Here is a 26,715-nt window from a genome sequence, read left to right as displayed (position 1 = left end):
TTTCGAGGTCTTTCTAAACACGTCCCAGGGCAAAGCCCTTCGCGATGTAATTCCGCACGAAATAGATCACGAGCGCGCCGGGGATGATGGTCAGCACGCCGGCCGCCGCCAGCACGCCCCAGTCGATGCCCGCCGCGCCGACGGTGCGGGTCATGGTGGCGGCGATGGGCTTGGCGTCGACGCTCGTCAGCGTGCGCGACAGCAGCAGTTCCACCCACGAGAACATGAAGCAGAAGAACGCCGCGACACCGATGCCCGAGGAAATCAGCGGCATGAAGATCCGCACGAAGAAGCGCCCGAACGAGTAGCCGTCGATATAGGCGGTCTCGTCGATCTCTTTCGGGACCCCGCGCATGAAGCCCTCGAGGATCCAGACCGCCAGCGGCACGTTGAAGAGGCAATGCGCCAGCGCCACGGCGATATGCGTGTCGAAAAGACCGACCGAAGAGTAGAGCTGGAAGAACGGCAGCGCGAAGACCGCCGGCGGCGCCATGCGGTTGGTGAGCAGCCAGAAGAACAGGTGCTTGTCGCCCACGAACGAATAGCGCGAGAAGGCGTAGGCCGCCGGCAGCGCCACGGCGAGGGAAATCACCGTATTCATAAGCACGTAGATCAGAGAGTTCACGTAGCCCATGTACCACGAGGCATCCGTCAGGATGGTCTCGTAGTTCTGGAACGTCAGGTCGCGCGGCCAGAGCGAGAAGGACCCGAGGATCTCGGTGTTGGTCTTCAGGCTCATGTTGATGAGCCAGTAGATCGGCAGCATCAGGAACAGCAGGTAGAGGCCCATGACGATGGCCGACCCGCTGGGGCGGAAGCGGCGCGCGGTGGTGGCGCGGTTGCGGGCGGCGCTCACGTCTCCGGGGATCGACGCGGCTCCGGGGGCTGCGGTCGTGTCGGACATCAGCGGCCCTCCCTTTTGTCGAGGTTCACCATCACGGTGTAGAAGACCCAGCTGATCGCGAGGATCACGAGGAAGTACATCAGCGAGAAGGCGGCCGCCGGTCCGAGGTCGAACTGTCCCAGAGCCATCTTCACCAGGTCGATGGACAGGAACGTGGTGGCGTTGCCGGGGCCACCGCCCGTCACGACGAACGGCTCGGTGTAGATCATGAAGCTGTCCATGAAGCGCAGCAGGATCGCGATCATCAGCACGCCCATCATCTTGGGCAGTTCGATGTAGCGGAACACGGCCCACCGGGAGGCCTGGTCGATCTTGGCCGCCTGGTAATAGGCGTCGGGGATCGACTGGAGGCCCGCATAGGCAAGCAGCGCCACCAGCGACGTCCAGTGCCAGACGTCCATGACGATGACGGTCGTCCAGGCGGCGTAGAAACCCTGCGTGTAGTTGTAGTCGATCCCGAGCGCATCGAGGGTGTAGCCCAGCAGACCGATGTCCACGCGGCCGAAGATTTGCCAGATCGTGCCGACCACGTTCCACGGGATCAGCAGCGGCAGGGACATCACGACTAGGCAGAACGAGGCCCAGAATCCCTTCTTCGGCATGTTGAGCGCGACGAAGACGCCGAGCGGCACCTCGATCGCGAGGATGATGGACGAGAATACCACCTGACGGCCGAGCGCGTTCCACATGCGCTCGGAGTTCAGCATGTCCTCGAACCACATGATGCCGTTCCAGAAGAACACGTTATTCCCGAACGTGTCCTGCACCGAGTAGTTGACCACGGTCATCAGCGGGATCACCGCCGAGAACGCCACGAGGATGAGGACCGGCAGAACGAGGAACCAGGCCTTCTGGTTGACTGTCTTGTTCATCAGGCGGCCTCCCTCCGGCCGGACGGCGCCACGCGCCAGTCGTTCTCGTAGACATTGATACCGGCGGGATCGAACGTGATCCGGTCGGCGCCGGCGGGCACGGGCGTGCCTTCGGGAAGAAGTGCGTCCACCTCACCGCCGGCGGCGGACAGCCGCACGATCTTGTGGCGGCCCACATCCTCGACGCGGCGGACTTCGACGGGCAGCCCCTCGCCGCCCGCTTTCAGGCGCACGAATTCGGGACGGATGCCCAGCTGGGTGCGCCCGGTGCCGGTGGTGTGATGCGCGGGCAGTTCGACCACGGTCTCGCCGATCCGGGCCCTGGTGCCGTCCACCTCGGCATCGAAGACGTTCATGCCCGGCGAGCCGATGAAGTAGCCGACGAAGGTGTGGGCGGGACGCTCGAACAGCTCCTGCGGGGTACCGATCTGGACCACGCGGCCATCGTACATGACCACCACCTTGTCGGCGAAGGTCAGCGCCTCGGTCTGGTCGTGGGTCACGTAGATCATCGTGTGACCGAAATCCTGGTGCAGCTTCTTGAGCTGGGTCCGAAGCTCCCACTTCATGTGCGGGTCGATCACGGTCAGAGGCTCGTCGAAAAGCAGCGCGTTCACGTCCTCGCGCACCATGCCGCGCCCGAGGCTGATCTTCTGCTTGGCGTCCGCCGTCAGCCCCCGCGCCTTGCGGTCGAGCTGGGCCTCCATGCCGATCATCGCGCCGACCTTCTGTACCAGCCGCTTGATCTCGTCCGCCGGCATCCGGCGGTTGCGCAGCGGGAAGGCGAGGTTCTCGCGCACGGTCATGGTGTCGTAGACCACCGGGAACTGGAACACCTGCGCGATGTTGCGCTCGGCGGTGGCCTGGTCGGTCACGTCGTGGCCGTCGAACAGCACCCGGCCATGGCTCGGGCGCAGAAGCCCCGAGATGATGTTGAGCAGAGTGGACTTGCCGCAGCCGGAGGAGCCGAGCAGCGCGTAGGCTTCACCGTCCTGCCAGTCGTGATTCAACTCCTTGAGGGCGAAGTCGTCCTCGGACGTGGGGTTCGGCAGGTAGGAATGGGCGAGGTTGTCGAGGGTGATCTTGGCCATGTCAGGCGGCCTCCGCATAGGGCGCGGCCTTGGCCAGCGCGCCCGTGTCGTCGAAGAGGTAGGCGTGTGCCGGATCGAGGTGCACGGTCAGCGCCTGCCCCGGGCGCAGATCTCGCACGCCGTGGATCAGGCCGACCCAGCGCTCGCCGTGGTGATCGAGATGCACGAAGGTCTCCGACCCGGTGATCTCGGTCACGCTTAGCGTGGTCTCGAAGCTCATCGCCTCACCGTGCGGCGACTCCAGTTCGAGATGGTTCGGGCGGAACCCCGCGGTGTAGGTGCCGTCCGCCACGTCCCCGGCGATCGACGCCGCGGGCACCGACTGCCCATCGGGAAAGGTGAAGCGGTCGCCGCGCTTCTCGATCCGGAGGAAGTTCATTGGCGGGTCCGAGAACACCCGCGCCGTGGTGACGTCGGCGGGCTTGCGATAGACGGTCGGCGTCGGGCCGAACTGCGTCACGCGGCCCTGCCAGAGCGTCGCGCAACGCCCGCCCAGCAAGAGCGCTTCTTCGGGTTCGGTGGTGGCGTAGACGAAGATCGAGCCGGATTCCTCGAAGATGCGCGGGATCTCGGCGCGCAGTTCCTCGCGCAGCTTGTAGTCGAGGTTCGCAAGCGGCTCGTCTAGCAGCACGAGGCCGGCGTTCTTGACCAGCGCGCGAGCCAGCGCACAACGCTGCTGCTGGCCACCCGACAGCTCCAGCGGCTTGCGGTCGAGCATCGGCGACAGCTTCATCAGCTCCGCCGCCTCGCGCACCTTCGCTTCGATCTCGTCGCGCTTCAGGCCCAGAAGGCGCATGGGCGAGGCGATGTTGTCGTAGACGGTCATCGACGGGTAGTTGATGAACTGCTGGTAGACCATCGCCACCTTGCGGTCCTGCACCCGCTGGCCGGTCACGTCCTCGCCCTGCCACAGGATCCGCCCCGTCGACGGCTGGTCGAGCCCCGCCATCAGCCGCATCAGCGACGTCTTTCCCGCCAGTGTCGGCCCCAGGAGCACGTTTATCGTGCCCGGCTCCAGCACCATGTCGGTGGGATGGATGTGCGTCTCGGTCCCGACGACCTTCGAGACGTTCTCGAGCGTCAGCGTCATTCCTGTCCTCCCCCGGTCCCGGCTACTGCGCCGCGACCCGCGACGCGGTCCCGCGCGTCACCATGTAGTCGTCCAATGCCGCGGCTTGCGCCGCGTTCAGTCTCAGGCCCAGCTTGGAGCGACGCCACAGCACGTCCTCCGCGCGCAGGGCCCACTCTTTTTCCATCAGCCAGATCACTTCCGACTCCGACAGCGTAGCACCGAAATCACGCCCGAGTGCACCCTTGTCCTGCGCCCCGTCGAGCAATGACCAAGCGTCACGACCGTAGGCGCGGATCAGCCGCCCGGCCCAGGCCTCGGTCAGGAACGGATGATCGGCGCGCAGGCGCGCGATCAGGTCCGCCACCCCGTCCACCGGGAAGTCTCCGCCGGGCAGCGGCACGCCCGCGGTCCAGTGGCCCGGCAGGCCCGGGAAGTGCGCGCCGATCTTCTCGAGCGCGCTTTCGGCGAGGCGGCGATAGGTGGTGATCTTGCCGCCGAACACGTGCAGCACCGGCGCGCCCCCCGCGGCGTCGACCTTGAGCGTGTAGTCCCGCGTGGCCGCTGTGGCCGAGGACGCGCCGTCGTCGTAGAGCGGCCGCACCCCGGAATAGGACCAGACCACGTCATTGGCGCCGATCGGCGTCTTCAGGTAGGCGTTCACGAAGTCGATCATGTAGTCGCGCTCGGCATCGGTGCAGCCGGGGCAGCGGTCAGCGCCGTCATGCTCCTGATCGGTGGTGCCGATAAGGGTGAAGTCCCGCTCGTAGGGGATCGCGAACATGATGCGCCCGTCCGTCCCCTGGAAGAAATAGCACTTGTCGTGATCGAAGAGCCGGCGGGTCACGATGTGGCTGCCGCGCACGAGGCGCACGCCCTCGCGGCTGTTCGACCGGATCGTGCCGCGGATCACGTCGCCGACCCAAGGACCGGCGGCGTTGACCAGCATCCGCGCGCGCATCTCGCGCCGGCCGTCCGCGCCCTCGAGCGAGACGCGCCAGATGTCGCCCTCGCGCTCGGCCGCGATCACGCGGGTCCGGGTCATGATACGCGCGCCGCGCGCTTCGGCGTCGCGGGCGTTCAGCGCGACGAGTCGCGAATCCTCGACCCAGCAATCGGAATACTCGAACGCCGTCTCGAACCGGTCGTCTAGCGGCCTGCCCTCGGGCGCCTCGCGCAGGTCGAGCGTGCGCGTCGGCGGCAGGATCTTCCGCCCGCCGAGATGGTCGTACATGAACAGGCCGGCGCGGATCAGCCAGGCCGGGCGGCGGCCCTTCATCCAGGGCATCACCGTCGACAGAAGCTTCGACACCGGCGTCGTGCCCTCGAAACGCATGTCGCGATGCACCGGCAGCACGAAGCGCATGGGCCACGAGATGTGCGGCATGGCACGCAGGAGCGTCTCGCGCTCTTCCAGCGCCTCGCGGACGAGCCTGACCTCGAAGTACTCGAGGTACCGCAGTCCACCGTGGAACAACTTGGTGGAGGCCGACGACGTGGCCGAGGCGAGGTCGTTCATCTCGGCCAGCGCGACCGACAGCCCGCGACCCGCGGCGTCACGCGCGATGCCGCATCCGTTGATGCCGCCGCCGATGACGAACAGGTCGTGGATATCGTCGTGCGCTGTGGTCACCGAGCCCTCCCAAGCCCGTTTTCTCCTCGTCCATATTGGTAGACGGGCCGGTCGCGGTTTGAAAGCGTAAATTTTCGTTTTTCTTCGTTTCGAACATGCGCGCCGCGTGCCTCCCGCGAAATCAGCAACATACGCGCTCCGCGCGAGACGCATTCCATTCGCGTTGACAAAAGCGAAAACGATGGAACACATGGAGACCGGAGGGGGAAGTCATGTCGCAATCCATTCGCTATCCCGAGATCCTCGAGATCGCGCGGCGGGAGGGCAAGGTCACGGTCGAGGGCCTCGCCGACCATTTCGGCGTCACGCTGCAGACCATCCGGCGCGACCTGTCGGACCTGGCCGACTCAGGCCGGCTGGAGCGGGTGCACGGCGGCGCGGTGCTGCCGTCCGGCACCACCAACATCGGTTACGAGGACCGCCGCGGCCTCAACCCCGAAGGCAAGACCGCCATCGCGCGCGCCTGCGCCGCGCAGATCCCGCACGACTGCTCTGTCTTTCTCAACATCGGCACGAGCACCGAGGCAGTGGCGGACGGGATGCTGGCGCATCGCAATATCCTTGCCGTGACCAACAACCTCAACGTGGCCGCGACGCTGGCGCGGAACCCCGATTGCGAGGTGGTCGTCACCGCCGGGTCGCTGCGCCGCGCGGACGGCGGCCTCACCGGGGACCTGACCGAGACCACGATCCGCCAGTTCAAGTTCGACATCGCGGTGATCGGATGCTCGGCGCTGGACGAGGATGGCGACATCCTCGACTTCGACATGCAGGAGGTGGGCGTCACGCGCACCATCATCGAGCAGTCGCGGAGGGTCTTTCTCGTGGCAGATCACACCAAGTTCCGGCGTCAGGCGCCGGTTCGCGTGGCGGCGCTGTCGGACCTGTCCGCGTTCTTCACCGACCGTCCGCCGCCCGCAGCGCTCGCGGCACGCTGCCGCGAGATGGGCGTCGCGGTGCACGTGGCCGAGGGCGACTGAACCCCGGCCCGCTCACCACTTGCAGATGCGAAAGAGCCGTCCCGGCCCCGGGCGATCGCCGGGGATGCGCGCGATGTCGAGCGTGGCCCAGAACACGACCTGGTTGGAGCTCAGAACCGGCTTGCCCAGCCGGGCCTCCAGCTCGGCGATGAGCGGCACAGCCGGCAGCGCGGTGCATGACAGGAACAGCGCGTCGGCATCGGGATGGTCGGCGGCGGTCACGCCCTCGATGATCTCGCCCGGCATCAGCCGCGCCATGTCACGGTCGTCGGCGAAGCCCATGGCGTGGCGCGCGACGATCTCGATCCCCTGCCCCTCGAGATAGCCGGCCACGAGGTCCGCCGTCTCGGGCAGGTAGGGCGTCAGCAGGCCGATCCGACGGATATCGAGGGTCTCCAGTGCCCGCAGCAGCCCGCCCACCGGCGTCACCACGGGCGCGCGGCCGCCGATCTCGGCCTCGACCGTGTCGCCGAGCGCGGCCGCCGCCGAGGTGCAGCCAAAGATCATCCCGTCGAGCGGCACGCCCGGCACGATCAGGTCGGCCGCCGCGCGCAGGCGCGGTCCGCACCGGCGCAGGGTCTCGGGCGTGGTCGGGTTCTCGAACGCGATCCTCGTGGTGTGCAGCTGCGTGCCCACGGGCATGATCCGCGCCGCGTCCCCCTCTATGGTGAGGTCGGTGGCGAGCGCGATCAGCCCGAAGCGGCGGACGGGATCGGTCCGCACCCCGCGCCTCAGACCACGAGGACGGGAACGTCGGTCAGGCTGGTGACCTTGTGGCTGACCGAGCCCAGCAGATAGCCCTCGGTCGAGCCGAGGCCGCGCGCACCGATCACGATAAGGTCGCATTTCCGCTCGCTCGCGAAAGACACGATGGTCCGGGCCGAGGGGCCGTTCTTGATGAAGGCCTGCACCGACGGCACGCCCATCTCCTGCGCGTGGGTCTTGGCCTCTTCGGCCGCCTCGCGCGAGACCTCGCGCATGACGTCGTCGAGGTTGTGATTGGTGTCGCGCGCGCCGCGCACCATCGACAGCGACGCCTCCAGCATCGAGTGGTGCCGGTAGCAGGTCAGCACCGTGAGGCCCGCGCCGGTAAGCTTGGCCAGATCCGCCGCCTTCTCGAGCGCGGCATAGGCGCCCTTGGAGCCATCGTAGGCCGCGAGGATGGATGTGAACATGGTCCCTGCCCTCCCTTATTCCGCGAACGCAAGGTCGCGCAGGAACAGCGCGATCTGCGGGAAGAAGATCAGCAGAACCGCCACCGAGATCAGCATGAAGATGAACGGCGGCGTGCCGCGGATGACCTCCATGTAGGGCCGCTTGAACACCGCGATCGCCGTGAAGATGTCACAGCCGAAGGGCGGCGTGGCGCTGCCGATGGCCACCTGCAGGGTGATGATCGTGCCCACGAGCACCGGGTCGAGACCGGCGCTTTCGACCACGGGTGCGAAGATCGGCACGAAGATCAGGATGACCACGATCGGGTCCACGAACATGCAGCCCACGAAGAAGGCGATCGAGATGGTGAACAGGATCCCGTAGGGGCCCATGTCGTCGATGCCGATGGCGCCCAGCACCTGCTGGGGGATCTGCGCGAAGCTGATGACGTAGGAGAACGCCGCGCCCGCCCCCACCAGGATGAACACCACCGCGGTGATGAGGCCGGTGGACTTGGCCGTCGAGTAGAGCTGCTTCAGCGACATCTCGCGGAACACGACCATCTCGAGGAACAGCGCGTAAAGCACACATGCCGCCGCCGCCTCGGTGGGCGAGAAGATGCCCCCGTAGATGCCGCCCACGATGATGACCGGGAAACCCAGCGGCCAGAGCGCGCGCCGCACCGCGGAGCCGCGTTCGCTCCAGCTCGACTTCTGCTCGACCGGGACGTTGTTCCGGTGCGCGTAGATGTAGGAGTAGATCGAGAACATCAGCAGGATCAGCAGGCCGGGCCCGATCCCGGCAATGAACAGCTCCGAGATCGAGGTGCCCGAGACCACGCCGTAGATGATCATGCCGATGGATGGCGGGATCAGGAACGCGATGTCCGAGGAGTTCACGATGAGGGCGAGAACGAAGCTGTCCTTGTAGCCAGCCTTGAGCATCCGTGGGCGCAGCGGGCCGCCGACCGCGACCACCGTGGCCTGCGTCGACCCCGAGACCGCGCCGAAGAGCGTGCAGGCGGTGGCGGTCGACACCGCGAGCCCGCCCTTGAGGTGTCCCACGAAAGCCATCACGAGATCGATCAGCCGCCCCGCCGACTGGCCGCGCGTCATGATGTCGGCGGCAAAGATGAACATGGGCACGGCGATCAGGCTTGCCGGGCGGATGCCGGCGAGGATCTGCTGCACCATCGTATCGAGCTGACCGACCCCGCCGAACAGTGACACGAACCCGATCAGAGACCCCGCGATCAGCGGGATCATCATCGGGAAACCCAGGAGAAGCAGCACGATCATCGTGCCGAAGATGGCGACGCTCATGGCTCAGACCTCCTCTTCGCGGGTGTCGTCGTAGCCTTCCATCGTCGAGGTGGAGAGCCAGATGTTCTCGTGCACGACGTTCTTGATGGCGGTCAGCGTGTATTGCAGCCCCGTCAGGAAGAAACCCAGCGGCGCCCAGACGATGATCCACCAAACCGGGATCTGGAGCGCCGGCAGAAGCCGCCCGCGTCCTGCCTGGCTGAGCACGTATTCCACCGAGAACCATGTCAGCATGAACATCGCGGCCGCCGTCACCACGGCAATCAGGATCATCAGCGGCTTGCGCAGCGTCGGGTTCAGCGCGTCGAAGATCGCCGACATCCGGATGTGCCGCCCGTGCCGCGCGGCATAGGAGATGCCGGCGAAGGTGATGAGGATGATGAGCGCCTGGTTCAGCTCTTCCGAGAAGTAGAGCGAGTTTCCGAAGACGTAGCGCCCGACCACGTTGGCGATGGTGTTGACCGCCATCAAGAGGACGCCGACCGCCAGAAGGATCGCCTCCAGTTTCGCGATGGCCACGTCGACGACACCGAGGATGCCCGGAAGTCCGGAGACGTACCGGGAATCGTCGATGTCGTCGTCCTCGGCCGGGACCTGCACCTCGGCCATCATGTGCGGATCGGGTTCGGGATGTCTGTCGCGGGGGTCAGCTGGCATGAGATGCCTTCCTTGATCGGTCGTCTGAGGGGCCGGGTCGTGGCGCACCGGGCCGCGCGCGCCTGCGGCGCGGCCCGGTACGAAAGGCATGGTCGGCGCGGATCAGCTGCCCGAGCCGGAGGCCACCGCTTCGAGATCGGCCTTCATCTGTTCGAGGATTGCCTCGGCCTGGTCGCCGCCGATCTCGAGGAACTCCTGCTCCACCTCGTCGGCGGTCTCCATGAAGGGCTGGCGCTGCTCCTCGGTCAGCTCGGTGATCGTGATCGAGGGCTTGGCCTCCTTGATCTTCTCGAGCGACTCCTCGGTCAGGCCGTCCTGGTACTCGATGATGTGATCGAACGCGACGTCGATGGCGTCCTGGATCATCGTCTGCTCTTCCTCGGGAAGGCCCTCGTAGAACTCGAGGTTGGCCATGACAGCAGTGGTGAAGTTGTTGTGGCCGGCGCGCGTGATGTAGTCGGTCACCTCGTACATCTTCGTGGACTCGATGAAGAACGCGGGGTTCTCCTGGCCCTGGATGATGCCGGTCTGGAGACCGCCGTAGACCTCACCCCACGGCAGCGGCGTGGGCGTCGCGCCGAAGGCTTGATAGCTTTCCACCAGCAGCGGGTTGGTCATCACCCGGAACTTGACCTCGTTGAGGTCCTCGGGGCTCTCGACCGGCTCCTGCGTGGTCATCATGACCTCGCCCTCGGGGAACATGGTCAGAAGCTCGAGGCCCTGCTCCTCGTAGAGCGGCGGGAACATCTCGTTGATCGCCTTCGACTCCTGGAAGAAGGTCGCGAGCTGCTCTTCGTCCTGGGGCAGCAGATAAGGCACGAAGAAGACTTGCGCCTCGGGGATCAGCGCGCCGGTGAAGCCCGGTGACTGGTCGACGAACTGAAGGATGCCAGACTGCGCCTGCTCCATGATGTCGGCGGACTCGCCCAGCGTGCCGAACGGAAAAAGCTGGACAGTGTGGTCGGAGTTGGCCTCGACCTCTTCCTTGAACTTCTGCGCGAAGATGCCCTGCACCTCGTCCATCGCCTCTTCGAACGCATAGCGCCAGGTATCGGCGCTGGCCGAGGTCGTGGCGGCCCCCAGGGCGAGGATGCTTGCGGCAAGGATGTTGCGGCGTTTCATGAAGTATCTCCCAGCTTCGGGCGCTCTCGTCGTGGCAGCACGAACGAGCGCCGATTGGTTGTGGCGGGTCCCGGAGACCCGCGCGGGGTGCCCCAAGGTTCCGGCGCGGCGCAGGGCAATGTCAACTTATTGTTCAGGATTCTCGTATATGTTTGCCGGCTTTGCGTCGCCGCGCCCGGAGCTTGATCGACACAATTCAGGACGCCAATGACGGGGTTTACGGCGCATCGACCAACCTTCGGATGATCGCCGGGTCGCGGGTCGGACACATCGTCGCGACCACCACGACTGCTGAAAAATTGTTCATGTGCAAATGGGTATAAGGCGACGTTGCAGTTCTGCATCCAGTCCGCCGTGGTGCCGGTGCGGTCCGTGGGGCGCCCCTTTCCCAAGCCTGTCCGCGGACGTGCAAGGGGCCCCGCACATGGCGGGGCCCCTGCTGTCTGTCGGCCGGCCCCGTCGCGGGGACCGGAGGTTCACCTTAGACGAAGACGAAGTCGTCGGCGCCCAGTTCGTCGGCTGCGACACCCAGAAGGACGATCTCGCGCGCGCCGTCCTGGATCACCGCACCGTCCGCGGTCGCGGTGATGTCCAGTGCCTCGAACGGATTGCCCGCACCGCGTGGCATGGTCATCACCAGCACGTCCTCACCGATGGTGAAGTCGGTGACAAAGTCCGTCTCGCTGCCGGTTGCGGCATCGAAGAAGAACTCGTCCTCCCCGTCACCGCCACTGAGCGTGTCGTTGCCACGGCCGCCGTTCAGGACGTCGTTCCGGCCGCCGCCCGACAACAGGTCGTCGCCGTCGCCGCCAAGCAGGGTGTCGTCGCCCAGACCGCCGCCCAGCACGTCGTTGCCGGAGCCGCCATCGAGGAGATCCTTGCCCGCGCCGCCGCCGATCCGGTCGTCGCCGGAACCGCCGAGGACGGTGTCGTCGCCCTGACCGCCCGAGAGGTGGTCGTTGCGACCGCCGCCGGAGATCAGGTCGTTGCCGTCCTCGCCGGCGATGCTGTCGTCGCCGACCCCGCCGCCGATGGTATCGTCGCCGGAACCGCCGAGCATGAAGTCGCGGCCCGCTCCGCCGCCGAGATTGTCGTTGCCGTCCTCGCCGTGGATCGTGTCGTCGCCGCTCCCGCCAGAGATGGTGTCGTCGCCGGCACCGCCGCAAAGCATGTCGGCATGGGCGCCGCCGTCGATGAAATCGTCGCCGTCGCCGCCGCAGAGGTCGTCCTCCCCGGCCCCGCCGATCACGGTGTCGGTGCCGGCCCCGGCGACGTAGGTGTCGTCACCGAGATCGAGCTCCATGTAGACCGCTTCGAAGTCCACCTGCGGGCTCGGTTCGGCCCCGCCGCCGGTTCCGGACGGTGCCGCTGTCTGGCTGCCGCTGCCGGAGGTCGGCGTCAGCGTCGGTGCGGCGGGATCGTCGCCGTCCTCTGCGTCCACCGGGTCGTTGACGACCGGGTCATTCGAAGGCGCCACCGACTTCTCGACAGTCGGGGTTTGCGGGCTGCTCCCCCCGGTGTCCGTCTCTTCCGGCGTCGCGGTCGGGCTCACCGTCGGGGTCGGCGCCGCCAGACCCGCCACGGTCGGAACCGCGGTCAGCGAGAACGACCGGAAGTCGAGGATGTAGCCGTTCGTCGCCGCCGATCCCTGGAAGGTGAAGCGCAGCGTCTGCACCCCGGCCTCCAGCTCCACGTCCACCGTGCCGGTCTCGGCGAAGGTGGTGCCGCCGAACCCGTTCGACGTGCCGTTGCTGTCCGGCAGCGCGAAGGTGTTGAGCGGGGTGCCGTCCGACAGCGATACCGCGATGGAGTTGCCGCCGATCGGCGTCTTGGCGTTGACGCTGAGGGCGTAGGTGCCGGCCTCGGCCACGTTCACCGTGTACTCGACCCACTCGCCCGGCAGGACGTAGCCGATGTCCGCGGTGGTGCCCACGAGTTCGACATCGGTGTCGCCCCGCAGCGGGTGCGACCCGTCACGGCCCGGATTGTCGTTCCACGACACTCCCTGCCCGCCACTGTCGAAGTTGGCCGCGGCCACCGTGAGGCTGTCGTCGAGCAGCGGTGCGTCCGGTCCCGGGAACGGCTGCTGCAGCGTCTGCTGCGTCAGCGTGAAGGACCGGAAGTCCTGGCTGCCGCCCTGGAAGGTGACGCGCACGATCTGCGCGCCGCCCTCCAGCTCGATCCCGTCGGCCGAACGCTCGAGGAACGTGCCCCAGCCTCCGGTCTGCGGGTTGGCGATGGAGCCCGAGCTGGCATAGGGCGTCGACTCGCCGGGACGGTAGAAGTCCACGGTTGCCGAGCGTCCGCCGCCCCCTGCGTTGGACAGCAGCAGGTCGAGGTCGTAGAGCCCGTCATCAGGCACGTTGACCGTGTACTCCGTCCAGTCGCCCGGCGCGAGCCAGCCGATATCGCCCGACGAGGTCTGCTCCACGTCGCTGCCGGTCCTGCCGCCGTCGTTGCCGCCCTGCAGGCCGGCAGCGTCGTTGTAGGCCACACCCTGACCGCCGTTGTCGTAGTTCGACGCATCCACCGTGAGGCTGCCGCCCGAGAAGTCGGGAGCATCCGGGCCCGGGAACGGCGTCTGGCCGGTCACCACGTTCACCGGATCGAGGGTGAACGACATCAGGTCCTGCAGCGCGTTGTCGAAGTTGATCCGCAGCACGTTGGTGCCCGCGTTCAACATGACCGACAGCGCCTCGGTATCCGAGTAGCTGGTGTAGGCACCGGTGTTCGGCACGTCGATCTCGAGCGTTTCGTAGACCACGCCCGACTGGGCGAAGGTCGCGGTCAGCTCGCGGCCGTCGTTGGGCGAAGAGGCGTTGACGAAGAACTCGTATTCGCCGGCCGCCTCGACATCGATGGTGTATTCCAGCCACTCCCCGGCGACGGTGTAGCCCACCGCCAGAGTGTTGAAGGAGATGTCCACCGTCTCGCCGGGACGGACGCTCTGGTCGCCCTCCTTGGTGCCGTTGTCGTTGTAGGCGACCCCGTTGCCCCCGCTGTCGAAGAGGTTGGCCATCAGCGTCAGGCCGCCCGTTCCGACTGCCCAGGGCGTGCCGGTCTCGTTGAAGGCCTGCTGGTCGCCGGAGGGCGGCGGCGTCACGTCGGGATCGTAGAAGTCCGCCGTGCCGTCGTTGTCGCTGTCGGTGACCAGTGCGTCGTTGACCCCGTCGCCGTTCGCGTCCTCCTCGTCCGAAAGCTCGTAGCCCTGGACATTCTTCACGATGAACATGTGGTCGTTGTAGTCGAAGTTCGACCCGCCGGGATAATCCTGGATCCCGATATAGGTGCCTTCGATCACCTCTCCTGCCTGATCGATCGCCTGGAAGTAGCGGATGTAGTGGCCCTCGTTGCCGCCGCTGATGTTGTAGGTGTCGTCGTAGAAGTTGGCGTTCGGGTCGGACCAGGCCGAATACGTCGGCTGGCCGTCCACCGTCACGCGCAGACCGAAGGCGTCGTCACGGTCGATGACGGCACGCGCCACTCCGTTCTGGGCGCCCGGCCCGACCTGCAGCCCGTCGGGCAGCAGCGTCTGGTACTGGTTGTCGTCCTGCGCGTAGAGCTCGGTCAGCGCGCCGCTTTCGACCTCGTGGAGGCTCAGGCGGCTGATGCCCGCGCTCAGGTAGGCGGCGATCTGGATCACCTCCACCGGCTGCGACGGATCGAGCCGCTGGAGATAGGGCAGAAGCACCTCGTCCCCGACCTGTTCGATCGCCCCGCCGCCGTTGAGCTGGCCCTGCGCCACGTTCGTGGAATAGCCGAAGGCCTCCACGATCTGCGCCACGGTCGGCTCTTCGCCGCCCTCGGACTGGATTTGCGCCAGGCCCGAAAGCGCGATCTCGGTCACGCCGGCATCGCTGCCGATGGTAAGCGAGCCGTCATAGGAGACCGCCTGGTTGTCGTCGGACGGATCGGTGCCGGTGAAGGTCACCGTCAGATCGACGCTTTCGCCCGCGGCGAGGATCTCGCCGTCGGCGAGCCCCGAGACCGTGAAGGCACCCGTCACCGCGATATCGTCTATGGTCAGTGCGCCGATGCCGTCATTGGTGACGGTGATCGTCGCGCTGTCGCGGAACGCCTGGTTGCCGTTCGCGGGGTTTTCGATCCGCGAGAACACCAGCCGGTCGTCGGCCGCCGCATCGTCCAGCCCGTCCACGGTGAGCACGCCGCCGTCAAAGACCGGCGCTACGCCCTCGATGATGAACATGTTGTCGTTGTAGTCGTAGTTGATGCCCGTGTAGTCCATCACGCCCAGGTAGACGTTCTCGATCACGTCGCCGTCCGCGTCGACCGCCTGGAACATCCGGACGGTGTAGCCGTCCGACACCGGGTTGCCGTCGGGATCGAAGACCTGCTCGCCGGTCACCGTGTAGCCCGGATAGAGCGCGTCGAGTTCGGCCTGGCTCGGCGCTCCGGCCCCGGTGGGGTTGAGCGTCGGGTCGGTCGAGAGGTTGGCGACCTCGATCCCGAAAAGATCGTTGCCGGCCCACCCGTCGGGAATGTCCGCGGCGCTGAACACCGAGGTGGCGAAGTTGCCGTTGCCCAGGAGCGGCAGCAGCGTCTGGTTGTTGCTGCTGGCATGGTTCGTGAAGATCACGTCCGCGCCCTTGTTGCCTGGAGCATGGATCCCGAGCGTCGCGCCCGAGGGGCTGTGGAACGCGGCGATCTGGGTGATCCGCGCCTCGCTCACCCCGTCGGCCAGTCGCCAGTACGGCGACAGGACCTCAGTGTCGTCCACCGGCAGGTAGACATCGTAGAAGTCGAGCTCGTCGTCCTCGCCGCCGCCGATCAGGGTCAGGCCCTCGATCTCGTTACCGAAGCCGAAGACATCCCACACCTCGTTGATGTTGGGCTCCTGCCCGCCCTCGTCGCGCGCCTGCCAGAAGCCGGCGAGATCGACGGTGGCAACCGGGCTGTCGGCGTCGTTGGTCCGCAGCTCGAGCGCGCCGGTGAAGACGCCGGTCACGCCGTTGCCCCCGGAGGTGTAGGCGTCACGGTCGAAGAGCACCGTCACCTCGATCGACTCGCCCGCCGCGAGGGTCAGGCCGTCGAACACGTCCGGATCGGCCAGTTCGAACGGACCCGACAGGTCGCTTTCGAGGATTTCCAGCGTCTCGGTGCCGGAGTTCGAGATCGTGACCGTCGCGCTTTCCTTGTAGTCGCGCGGGTTGTCCGCAACGACCGCGGTCGGGTTGTCGATCCACGAGAAGTGCAGCCGGTTGTCGAAGTAAGTCGGATCGTTGCTCTGCACTTCGATATCGGCGTTCTCGTTGCCGGGCGCGGGACGCACGTCGAGATAGTCGATCGCGCTTGCGCCGGGCTGGTCCGAGATGGCGATGACGCGATACTGCACCCCCGCCTCAAGTTCCACGTAGGCCGTGGTCTCGCCCGCTTCGCCCTCTCCTGGGAAGCCGTTGTCGTCGATCTCGACCGGCTGGGCGCCGTCGGCGCTCAGGAACACGGTCAGACCGCCGCCATCGGGCGCGCCCGGGTTGGCCGCGAAGTCCAGCGCGTAGGTGTCGTCGGCATCCACGGTGAAGTAGAATTCCACCGTCGAGGCGTTGACCGTCCGCGTGGTGTCGTCGGTGGCCTCGAGCTCGATCCGGCCCTCGCCGGTGATGTCGGCATAGGACGGCACGAAGGTGTCCACCGGCGCTTCGGAAACGCGCAGGTAGTCGATGTTCGCACCGTTGGCCTCGGGCACCGCGATCGAGATCGTGTTGATCCCGGCGCTCAGCGACACCTGGGCGCTCTGCGGCCCCCAGACGTTCTCGGCCGCCGTGCTGTTGGGCGCGAAGGGCAGCGAGCCCTGGTCCACGCCGTTCACCAGCAGAGTTGCCGGCCGCGCTTCCTTGGTGGTCGACAGCGCGTAGAGGATGTCGATGCCGTAGGTACCGTCCTCGGGGGCGGAGACCGTCCACGTGATGGTCTGGGTGCCCGTGCCGTCGAAGTCGACGAACTCGCCGCCGCGCTGGTTGCGCTCGTCAGTGGTGTCGGAGACGATTACCGGCCCGTCGAGCAGCGCGTTCTCGGCCTCGTAGATGAGGTAATCGACCCCCGCGACGCTCTCGGTGCCGTCGTTCGGCACCGTGGCCACGTTCGGCGTGATCGTCACGCTGTCGATGTTCGGGCCGCCGGACGCCGCCAGCTGCTCGATCACCACGGTGTTCGGACCCGCCGAAAGGTCGAGGGTCACCTCGAAGTCCTGCCAGGTCGAGAAGCTGCCGGTCTGGGTGTTGTCGATGGTGACCGTCTGCGTGCCCGCCTTGATGGCGATCGGACGCTCGAGCGTGCCCGAGGTGGTGCCGTTGGCGATGCGGAACGACAGCGTGTAGCTGCCGGCCTGCGCCGCGTCGTAGACGAAGGACGCCTTGTCCTCGGCCCCGCCGTTCATGTCGAGGTAACCGGCCCCGTCATACCCGTCGTTCATGCCGTCGCCATTGGAGTCGTACTGGTCGCCGTCATGGGTGGACGGATCGCTCAGCAGACGGATCAGCGTGCCGTCGTTGGTGTCGAGGACGGTGAAGGCCTCGGCATCGATGAAGTTGCCGCTGGCCGTGTTGCCGGGGGTGAAGCCCGCCTCTGCCGTCGCCGTGTTGCCATTGTCGTCGAAGACCGACAGCACCGCCGAGACGGCACCCTCCGTGCCGCTCAGGTCCGCGGTGAAGCGGTTCTGCGCGTCGAGGGTGACGGTCTGCGCCGGACCGCCGTCGAAGCTGACGGTGATGGTCTGGATGTCGGCGTCGAGGCCGGCGACCTGGAACAGCACTTCGGACTCGTCGGTGGCGCTGACCACCAGCAGTGCGAGGTTGCCGCCCTCGTCGGCGGTGACGTCCTCGACCTCGCCGCCCGGCGCCGCGTCGAGCCGGATGATCTGGCTGACACCGTTGCCGCGGTTGAGCGTGAGCATGTAGAGCGCGCCGTTCGCACCCTCGATCACGTCGAGCGGGTCAACGTAGCTGATGATGTTGCCGTCCGTGTTCCGCAGGATGAAGTCATCCGACACGGTGCCGTCGTCGTTGAACAGCACGGCCCGCAGGTTGTCGCCGCTGGAGTATTGCGTGAAGATCACGGCGTTCTGCAGCGAAGAGCCGAAGTTGTTGCCGAGATACTCGATCGCGCCGTTGGGCGAGCGGTTGTTCGACAGCGAGTAGACGCCCTCCAGGTCGTAGCCCGGATCCGGCAGAGTGCCGACGGGATAGTCGCCCACCTGGTTCGGATCGACACCTGCGGTCGGGTTCGCACCGTTCAGGATGTACTGGTCGTGCAGCGGGTTCGGGTGGCCGTAGTAGCCGCCCTCGACCATCCGGAAGAGATAGTCCGCCTGCAGCCCCACGCCGTTGATGGACTCGTCCTCCGGCGTCGACGGATCGTCCGGCACGTTGCCGCCCGCGGCCGAACCGTTGGTGGGCACGTAGAGATAGCCGTTGGAGTGCCACACCAGGTCGTAGGCATTGCGGTTGCCGGTGGCGAAGATGCTCAGCACCGCGTCCTCGGCATACGGATCGTAGAACCGCTCGATCAGGGCCGAGCCGGCGTCTTCGCCCTCGCGGACCTCGGCCACGCCCTGCGCGTCGAAGTGCAGGTAGTTGCCGGTGAACTCACCGCTATCGATGAAGATGCCGCCGTTCTTGAGGTCGTTGTCGTTATCCGCGAAGCGACGGTTCTGGCCGTCCGCCGGCAGCGGCTCGGTCGAGACGTCAAAGCCGCCGTCGGGGGCCTCCTGGCTGCGGTCGATCTCGAGGATCGCCGCGTTCAGCAGGCGTTCGGGACGGAAGCCCCAGGCCGAGTCCGGCTCGCCCATGGCCGAGTTGGAGCCCTGCGTGAGGTAGAGCAGGTGCTGCGGCTCGTCGCCGCCCGGCACGTAGTCAGGGTTCACGCGGAACTCGAGGCTGTTGGTGACGTGGTCGCCGTTCGAGCGCGGCAGCCCAGAGATGTAGGTCTCGATCTCGGCGTCCGCGAGCGAACCGCCCTCACCCAGCGTGACCTTCGAGATGCGGCCCGAGAAGTCCGGCACCGAGTTCGAACGACCGTTGAGCGGGATCGGGTAGTTGTCCGAGATCCAGATGGTGTTGGGATCCTCGGGATCGAAGGCGATGCCGACGATACCGCGGCGTCCGCCGCCCTCTTCGAAGTCGCCGCCCGGTGTAAAGACCTCCTTGGTCGACTGGTCGAGCGAGCCGTCATCGTTCACCGCCCAGCGGGTGATCGAGCCGGTGATCGACGTCACGTAGAGGAACTGCTTGTCCGGCGACATCTCGATGGAGGTGTAGCTCTCGCCCAGCATCGGGTTCGAGGACAGCTCCACGGTATCGACGAAGGCGACCTCGCGGGCCTCGACGACCGGGGCTTCGCCCGTGACGAAGGTGGTCGAGAACTTCTGGAATTCGCGCGTCGGCGCGGACGGGTCTTCGTTGTCGCCCCGGTCGCGGAAGCCGTCGATCACCACGGTGTAGCTGGTGAACGCCTTGAGATCCGCCGACGGCGCGATGGTCACGGAGTCGAAGCCGCCGGTCGTGTTCGCGCTGTAGGCGACCTCTTCGCCGGTCAGCGTCTCGTAGATGCGGATGGAGCCGTCCGAGAGGCTTTCCAGCAGGGCGCCGCCGCGGCCGTCGACCACGTCGATGCCAAGCACGATGTCCGACGTCGGGTCGATGCCCACGGGCAGAGCGCCCTCCTGCACGCCCAGATCGACCTCGCCGTCGGCCGAAACCGCCCGCGGCGCGATGAACGCCGCATAGTCTTCGGGGGCCTCGTTGCCGTCCTCGGGCGTGAGGTCGGGCAGCGCGCGGATGTCCACGTACTGCATCTCGGTGATGGAGCCGTCCGGCGCCGCCAGCGTCAGGTGGCCGTCCTGGACGTTCGCCAGCACGGTGACGAGCTCGGACTTGAAGGCCGCCGTGGGCGTCCATGCCGCCGCGAGCTGGCCCTCGATCTCGAGCGCGTTGTTGCTGTCGTTCGGACCGCCGGTGTCGCCCACCGCGACGGTCACCTCGTACCAGCCGTTTTCAAGCGCGATCTCCCACGCCACCCGCTCGGGATAGCCGCCGAGATCGAAGTGCGCGTAGCCGGTCAGGCGCGGATCGTAGGCGTCGAAGTTCACCGCCAGCTGGTCCGCCGGCAGCGTGCCGTCATCGGGCAGCGTGCCGGTGCCGGTCCGCTCGTTGATCGCCACGGCCGGGAAGCCCCCGCCGATCGGCGTGTTGGTGGTGCCGTCGGCGTCGAGCACCGAGGTCTCGGTGACGAAGCCGTAGGTCAGGCCGTTGGACTGCTCGCCGTATGCGGTGAAGTTCCCGACAAGATAGCCCGGTGCATCCGGCGTGGTGCCATCCTGGAAGTTGATCCGGATGGTCTCGCGCGGGCCCGGCTCGGTGACCGGCGGCGGCGGAGTGATGTTGTTCTCCACCACGACCTGGTCGAGGTTCGGGCCGGTCGCAATCGTGTTGGCCAGAGCGATCGTGTTCACGCCCGCGGCCAGTTGGACCTCGACCTCGACCTCTTCCCAGACGTCCCAGTCGGCGGTCGGCGCGAACGCCACCGTCTCGACCACGGTACCGCCCACCGAGAACGCCATCGGGCGGTCGGTGGTGCCACCGTTGCCGTAGCGGATGGTGAAGGTGTAGGTGCCCGCCTGCGGTGCGTCGATCTCGAACTGGACCGCGTCACCGATATTGGTGCCCATGTCGAGATAGCCGTCGCCCTCGAAGTTGTCCCACAGGTTGTCCGGCCCGCGCTGCGGATCCGGGGTCTCCGGGTTCAGCGGGTCACGCGGCTGCGTCAGTCCGGCACCGTCGGTGCCCGGCGTGTCGTCGATGATGGTCATCGACCCGTCGCGTGCCTCGAACTGGAGGGTCTGCGAGAAGGGCTCGGGCACATCGCCGATGGCGATGGTGGCAGATGTGAACGCGGTGTTGCCCGCGTCGTCCGTCACCTCGAAGATCACGTCCACCGAGGGATCTGCTGCGAACTCCGACAGATCCAGCGTCGCGATGCCGTTGACCGGCGTGACGGCGGTGAAGGTGCTGCCGCCATCGGTCGAGTAGGCGTAGCTCACGATGTCGTCGTCGACTCCGGTCAGCTCGAAGGCCACCGCGCCAAGCGACGCGGGATCGACGATCTCGTCGGCATCGACGTCGAGGTTGCCGTCCTCGTCGGCGCTGAGGTCCGCGTCGGCGTAGGTGAAGGTGGCCTGGTCGATGTTCGGGCCGCCCGCCGCGCCGGCAGGGACCTCGAGCGACAGCGTGTTCGCGCCGGCCGCCAGCTCCACCTCGACGGTGATGTCGGACCAGGACTCCCAGGGCTCGACGCCGTTGTCGGTGAACGGGAACGATTGCAGGGTCGCGGTGCCGCCGTTCACGGCCAGAAGCAGCGGCCGGTCGAGGCCATCGCCGTCACCGTTGGCGTAGCGGAACGTCACCTCGTAGGTGCCCGCCGCCGGGGCGTCGATCTGGAACTCGATCGAGTCGCCGGGGTTCGAGCCGAAGTCGAGGTAGGAGCCGCCCACCGCGCCCTCGCGGTAGTTGCCGTAGTCGTCGGGGTTGGACTGGCTGACCGCGCGGGTCACCTCGCCCTGGCTGCCCTCGCCCACGTCGTCGATGACGACGAGGTCGTTGTCCTCGGCCTGGATGGTGAACGGCTCGACCGAGGGTGCCCCCACGGTCACGCTGAACACCACCGGGTCGGATTGCAGGGTGCCGTCGGAGGCGGACACCGCAATGCCGTAGGTGCCGGCCGGAGCGTCAGAAGGCACGATCAGGTCGGTGCCGGAAACCTCGAAGCCCGCGGGAAGCGTGCCGCCGCCGGTGGCCGCGATGACGTAGGTCACGGTGTCGCCCGCGTCCTCGTCCGCCGCGCCGAGGCCCGACAGATCGATCGTCGTGCCCGCTCCGCCGGCAATCGCGACGTTGTCGAGGCTCGCGCCGTCGGCCAGGGTCGGCGCGTCGTTCACGTCGTTGACCGCGATCACGAGCGTCTGGGTGACCGACTGGCCGGTCTCGTCCGTTGCGGTGACGTCGACCGAAACGGTCTCCTCGGTCTCGAAGTCGAGGCTCGCGCCGGTCACGAGGTTCAGCTGGTCATCGCCATCGACCTCGAACCGGTCATCGCTGACGGTGAAGGACACCGCGGTGCCTTCGGGATCGAGCGAGGACAGCGTGCCGACGACCGCGCCGTCCGCGTTCTCGTCGATGGTCGCGTTGGTCAGGACCGGAGCCGAGGGCGCCTCGTCCACGTCAGTCACGGCGATGGTGAGGGTCGTGGTCGTGGCGTCACCGTTCTCGTCCGTGGCGGTCACATCGACGTCGACGGTCGCGCCTGCCTCGAAGTCCAGCGCGACGCCGTCCTTGAGCTTGAGCGCACCGTCCACGATCTCGAAGTCGGAGGCCGGATCGACGCTGTAGACGATGTTGGCGTCGTCGCCGTCGGGATCGGTGGCCGACAGCGCGCCGATGACGGCGCCCTCGGCATTCTCGGCCACGCTCGCCGCATCGATGGTCACGGCGCTCGGCGGGTCGTTCGGCTCTTCGGTCCGGGTGAAGGTGAACGCGTCGGTCCTCAGCAACTCGCCGTTCGCGGTGCCCGACAGGGTCAGGATCGTGCCGGCCGAGATGAAGACCGGCTGTTCGAAGGTGATGGTCTTGAGGTTACCGGACTGGCCCGCGTTGCCGCGTGCGTTGCCGTTGTCGAACGTGTCGTTCGCGGTTTCGGTATCCGGCGTTCCGTCGAAGGCCGCATTCTCGGCCAGCACGGTGTCGCCGATGGAGAGCGAGTAGGTCGCGCTTCCGTCGGTCTCGTCGTAGCGCGTCATCGAGACGGTGTACCATCCCTCGATCAGGCCATTCTGACTGAGATCGGTGGTGATGAGGCCCGTGTCGCCGCCAGCACCCACGCGGATCAGCTGGTTGCCGGACGCACCCGGCTGGGCGGTGGCGTAGAAGCCCTCGGCCTCGGGCAGACCCGTGAAGTTCTCGGCCTCGACCACGATCTGGTCACCGATCTGGCCGCCTTCCACGAGGAAGGTCAGCGGGAGGGTCACCGAAAGCCCGTCGGGGTCTGTGGCGCGGACGAGAACGGTGAACTCGCCTCCGACAACCGGCGTCCCGGTGATGACGCCTTCGGCATCGACGCTCAGCCCCGCGGGCAGGTCTTCGGCGCTGAGGGTCAGCGCGTCGCCGTCGGCGTCGGTGAAGAAGGGCGCGAACTCTGCCAGATCGATCCCGTCCATGGCGTTGCCCGCCTGGAGGAAATACGGCTCGAGCGCGGGATCGCCCACAAGCTCGGGCGCGTCATTCACGTCGGCCACGGTCAGCGTGAAGCTGGTCTGGGTGGTGGTGTTGCTGCCATCCGCATCGGTCGCGGAGACGGTCACGGTGTAGACGCCCGGATCGGTGGGCGCATCGCCGCTCAGGACCATTTCGTTCAGCGACAAGCCGTGCGCGGTGTAGACCTCGCCCCCGGCATCGGTGATCTCGAAGCTGTAGGTCAGCGCGTCGCCGTCGGGATCGACGAAGGGCAGGTCGATCTCGACGGGACGATCCTCGTCCACGGTGAAGTCGGCGATGCCGCCGCCCACGACAACCGGGGCCGCGTTGTCGCCGCCGGTATCGTCGCCCTCCTCGAACAGCTGGACGTTGGAGAAAGTGACCGAGCCCTGCCCGTTGCCGAAGTTGTCGTCGTCAGACACCACGGTCAGCGAGTCGATGGTGGTGCCGGCGTGCTGCGACAGGTCGATGACGAAGCGCAGAACGCCGTTGCCGAGGTCCTCGCCCTGCCCCCGCAGGTCGACGAATCCGCCTTGCGACTGGGTGCCGGCGATCTGATAGTTGGACTGGTCCGAAAGCTCGAACGGCAGATCATCATCGTCAAAGCCGATCGACACGATCTCGGGCGTCGCGTCGCCGATCTCGATGTCCACGGTGATGCGCGAATTGCCGGTGAGCGTGTAGCTCTCGTCGAGAGCCACGCGCTTCCAGAAGTTGCCGTCGAGGGTCAGCGCGGTGCCGTCCTCGGAGACGGTGACCGCGCCACCGTCCTCGGGCTGGTCCTGGGCATCGTTGTAGGGCGTGATCCCAGCCTGCGAGAACAGCACATCGAGCAGTTGCACTTCGGAAACGTCGAGGACCGAGGGGCTGAACGGATCGGAGGACAGCGCGCCCAGCGATACGGTCACGCTCGGCAGGGCCGCCTCGTAGTCCAGCGCCACACCGTCGATCAGCTTGAGCTGCACGCCGCCCGCGCCGTCCACCAGTTCGAACAGCTCGGAGTCGGCGCCCTCGACCAAAAGATCCGCAGCCGCGTAAGTGGTGTCCGGATCGGTCACGGCCACGTCTGCCACGACGGCGCCGGCGACGTTCTCCTCCACGTCGATCGCGGTCAGGGTGATGGCCGTGGCGGGCGCGTCCTCGACCACGTCGGTGACGGTGATGTTGAGCTTCTGGCTGGCCGAAAGAGCGCTGTCGGTCGCGGTCAGCGTCAGCTCGTAAAGGTTGTCGCCGTCGAAGCTTGCCGGGTTCTCGAAGTCCGGCGCGGCCACGAATTCCAGCGTGCCGGTCGCGGCGTTGAACTCGAAGAATTCGGCGTCGTCACCACTGAGGGTGTAGGTCAGGTCGTCGTTTTCGCCGTCCGCCGCGCCGATACCGGTCGCGACGACGAGCTGTCCTTCACCGACGTCGAGATCGACAGTCTCCTCGGCGAAGGTCGGCGCGGTGTTCACCGGCGGGAAGGCCGGCGTGGCCCCGACGCTGGTCAGCGCGACCGCGTCGACGTTCGGGCCATTGCTGAACCCGGCCGGCACCGCGAGCGCGATGGTGTTCACGCCCGCCTGCAGCTCGACCTGCACCGGGGCGCGTACGACCCAGTTGGCGAAGCCGTCGCGATTGGGGAAGCCGATGGATTCGCCAAGCGCGTCAGTGCCGTTCACCAGCACGTCCAGCGGCCGGTCCGGATCAGCCGCGGTGGTCGAAGCGTAGCGGATGTGCAGGTCGTAGAGACCGGCCTCGTCCACCTCCACCTGCCAGGTGATGACCTCGTCGCCATCCGCGCCGGCGCCGCCGAAATCGGTGTAGCCGAAGCCGCTGTAGCCCACGCGCAGCCCGAAGCCGTCGGTGGGATCGTCGCCGGCCCCGGTCTCGACGCTGGCCTCGTCACCCTGAACGCGGTGGAAGGTGGTCGCGCCACCCACGAGTGCCGCGTCCTCGCCCTGAAGCACGATCGTTTCGATGCTGGGCGTGGCGAGCTCGGGCTCGACATCGGTCACCGCGATGGTGATGTCCTGGGTGACGGTGACCGCCCCGTCCGAAACTTCGACGGTCACGTCGTAGACGCCGTCCTCCCCGGCATCCGTCGGCGCCTCGAAGTCCGGCACCTCGGTCAGGGTCAGCTGTCCGGCGGCGTCGATGGCGACCTTGTCGGAATCGGGTCCGCTCAGCGAATAGGTCAGGTCCGCGCCGTCGAGGTCCTGCGCCTCGACCTGGCCGACGACCGTCGAGTTCTCTTCGACGGTAAACGCGGCCGCGCTGGTGATCTCGGGATCGACGAAGCTGATCGGAGTGCCGGTTTCGGCGATGGCGATGGCGTCAATGTTCGGCGCGCCGCTGCCCTCCTGCGCGAGGATCACGGTGTGGGTGCCGTCGGTCGTCACCTCGAACGTGAAGGTCTGGGTCGTCCAGTTGCTCCAGCCGCCGGTGTCGGTGTTGGCGATCTCCTGCTCCGCGCCGCCATCGACGCGCAGCGAGATCGGACGCGGCGTGCCGTCGCCGTTGGCGTAGCGCACCACGATGTCATAGGTGCCCGCGACGGCGACGAAGCTGAACGACAGCTTGTCCCCTGCGCCGCCATTGATGTCGACGTAGCCGGTACCGGTGTAATTGTGACGCAGGCCGAAGTCGTCGTAGTCGTTACCTTCGCTCTGCGGACCGGTGTTGTCGCCGGTGCCGCCTTCGACCGCGCCGCTTTCGGGATTGCCCGAGGTGGTGCGCGCGACCGTATTGTCCGACGGGTTCACGATGGTCAGGTCCGACGCGTCGAGGAACGTGGTCTCGAAGGTCTCATCGGGCGCTTCGACCACGGAGTAGCTCGGCTGCGCGTCGAAATCGGCGGGCGCGTTGAGGCTCAGCGCGCCGGTCGCCGGATCGATGCTGACCGCCTCGGTGTCGCCCCCGGTGATCGCGAACGTGATACCGTCGCGTGCGGGCGCGTCGGGCGAGGTGTCGTTGGCAATGTCGAATGCCGCGACCGAGCCGATGGCGGTATCGGACTCATCGATCGAGAATGTGGTCTGTCCCGTGAACGTCGGGAGCGAGAAGTTCGCCACAGTTCCGACATCATGGATTGCGATCGCGTCGATGTTGGGGGCGCCGACAGTGGTATCCTGAAGGATGTTGAAGTCGTACGTGCCGGGACCGCTAAGGGTGATGGTGACGGTCCGGGTTTCCCAGTAATAGAATTGCGGCGTCGCGGAGTCGGAAATGGTATAGGTCGTGCCTTCGATATCGATCGTAATCGGCCGGGGCGTTGTCGAGGCAACGCGCAGTGTCAGCAGGTAATCCCCGGCTTCGCCGCTATCGGGAATAGTAAAGCTGCCACTCGCCTGGGGACCGGTATCCGAGCCGTTGATATCGAGATAGCCCCAGGTGTCCGGATCGCCCTCTCCGGTATAAAGCGGGCGCAGTCCGTATTCGTCGAATTCCGGATCGGGAAGCTGGGCCTGCGTGCGTTCCTGGTTCTGCGTACGCGTGCGGGCAACGTTGGGGCTGGCCTCGCCGTCCGCCGAAAGGTTCGTCAGGTTCTCGCCTTGGATGAGAATTTGCTCGATGGGCATTTTACGTTCCAACCATGTCTCGCGGCGCGCGGCCAAATCCATTCCCGGACCGTGCACACAGCGCGCACGGACGACCCCCACAGCGTGGGGTGT

General features: G+C 66.8%; 12 protein-coding genes. 1 reads left to right on the top strand and 11 read right to left on the bottom strand.

Going from position 1 to position 26,715, the window contains the following annotated elements:
• Positions 1-13 precede the first annotated feature (13 nt).
• The 5 genes from BMX29_RS04875 to glpD are packed head-to-tail and all read right to left on the bottom strand — an operon-like array spanning position 14 to position 5,569.
• The gene (locus tag BMX29_RS04875) at positions 14-904 is read right to left on the bottom strand and encodes a carbohydrate ABC transporter permease (RefSeq protein ID WP_175471130.1); all 891 of its coding nucleotides are present in this window, start codon (positions 902-904) and stop codon (positions 14-16) included.
• Positions 904-1,776 (bottom strand): carbohydrate ABC transporter permease, encoded by an 873-nt coding sequence (locus BMX29_RS04870; RefSeq protein WP_043843694.1) that lies wholly within the window; start codon positions 1,774-1,776, stop codon positions 904-906. Before BMX29_RS04870 ends, BMX29_RS04875 begins: the two co-directional genes overlap by 1 nt.
• Positions 1,776-2,867 (bottom strand): ABC transporter ATP-binding protein, encoded by a 1,092-nt coding sequence (locus BMX29_RS04865; RefSeq protein WP_092810879.1) that lies wholly within the window; start codon positions 2,865-2,867, stop codon positions 1,776-1,778. The genes BMX29_RS04870 and BMX29_RS04865 overlap by 1 nt, the downstream gene beginning before the upstream one ends.
• Position 2,868: 1 nt before the next feature.
• Positions 2,869-3,957, bottom strand: a complete 1,089-nt coding sequence (locus tag BMX29_RS04860) for an ABC transporter ATP-binding protein (RefSeq protein ID WP_092810878.1) — start codon at positions 3,955-3,957, stop codon at positions 2,869-2,871.
• A 22-nt stretch (positions 3,958-3,979) separates the two neighbouring features.
• Complete coding sequence (glpD, locus tag BMX29_RS04855; protein ID WP_244889146.1) at positions 3,980-5,569, bottom strand: glycerol-3-phosphate dehydrogenase; 1,590 nt, start codon at positions 5,567-5,569, stop codon at positions 3,980-3,982.
• A gap of 212 nt (positions 5,570-5,781) precedes the next feature.
• On the opposite strand from glpD, the gene BMX29_RS04850 reads away from it, so the two are divergent.
• Positions 5,782-6,549, top strand: a complete 768-nt coding sequence (locus BMX29_RS04850) for a DeoR/GlpR family DNA-binding transcription regulator (RefSeq protein ID WP_043843687.1) — start codon at positions 5,782-5,784, stop codon at positions 6,547-6,549.
• A gap of 12 nt (positions 6,550-6,561) precedes the next feature.
• On the opposite strand, the gene BMX29_RS04845 is transcribed toward BMX29_RS04850, so the two are convergent.
• The 6 genes from BMX29_RS04845 to BMX29_RS04820 all read right to left on the bottom strand — a co-directional run bounded on the left by BMX29_RS04845 (position 6,562) and on the right by BMX29_RS04820 (position 26,622).
• Positions 6,562-7,272, bottom strand: a complete 711-nt coding sequence (locus BMX29_RS04845) for a maleate cis-trans isomerase family protein (protein ID WP_051487587.1) — start codon at positions 7,270-7,272, stop codon at positions 6,562-6,564.
• A gap of 8 nt (positions 7,273-7,280) precedes the next feature.
• Positions 7,281-7,724 carry a universal stress protein gene (locus tag BMX29_RS04840; protein WP_043843968.1) on the bottom strand — a complete coding sequence of 148 codons (444 nt, stop codon included), beginning with the start codon at positions 7,722-7,724 and terminating at the stop codon, positions 7,281-7,283.
• Between the two features lie 15 nt (positions 7,725-7,739).
• A complete protein-coding gene (locus tag BMX29_RS04835) occupies positions 7,740-9,026 on the bottom strand; it encodes a TRAP transporter large permease (RefSeq protein WP_043843685.1) in 1,287 nt (428 codons plus the stop codon).
• A 3-nt stretch (positions 9,027-9,029) separates the two neighbouring features.
• On the bottom strand, positions 9,030-9,635 hold the full coding sequence (locus tag BMX29_RS04830; protein ID WP_051487627.1) for a TRAP transporter small permease: 606 nt from the start codon (positions 9,633-9,635) through the stop codon (positions 9,030-9,032).
• Positions 9,636-9,785: 150 nt separating this feature from the next.
• A complete protein-coding gene (locus BMX29_RS04825; RefSeq protein ID WP_043843683.1) occupies positions 9,786-10,805 on the bottom strand; it encodes a TRAP transporter substrate-binding protein in 1,020 nt (339 codons plus the stop codon).
• A gap of 481 nt (positions 10,806-11,286) precedes the next feature.
• Positions 11,287-26,622 (bottom strand): carbohydrate-binding protein, encoded by a 15,336-nt coding sequence (locus tag BMX29_RS04820; protein WP_175471129.1) that lies wholly within the window; start codon positions 26,620-26,622, stop codon positions 11,287-11,289.
• Between the last annotated feature and the right edge of the window lie 93 nt (positions 26,623-26,715).

Origin of the sequence: Roseivivax marinus, from assembly GCF_900109705.1 — a bacterium.
GTDB lineage: Bacteria > Pseudomonadota > Alphaproteobacteria > Rhodobacterales > Rhodobacteraceae > Roseivivax > Roseivivax marinus.
This window is presented reverse-complemented; position numbering and strand designations above follow the sequence as displayed.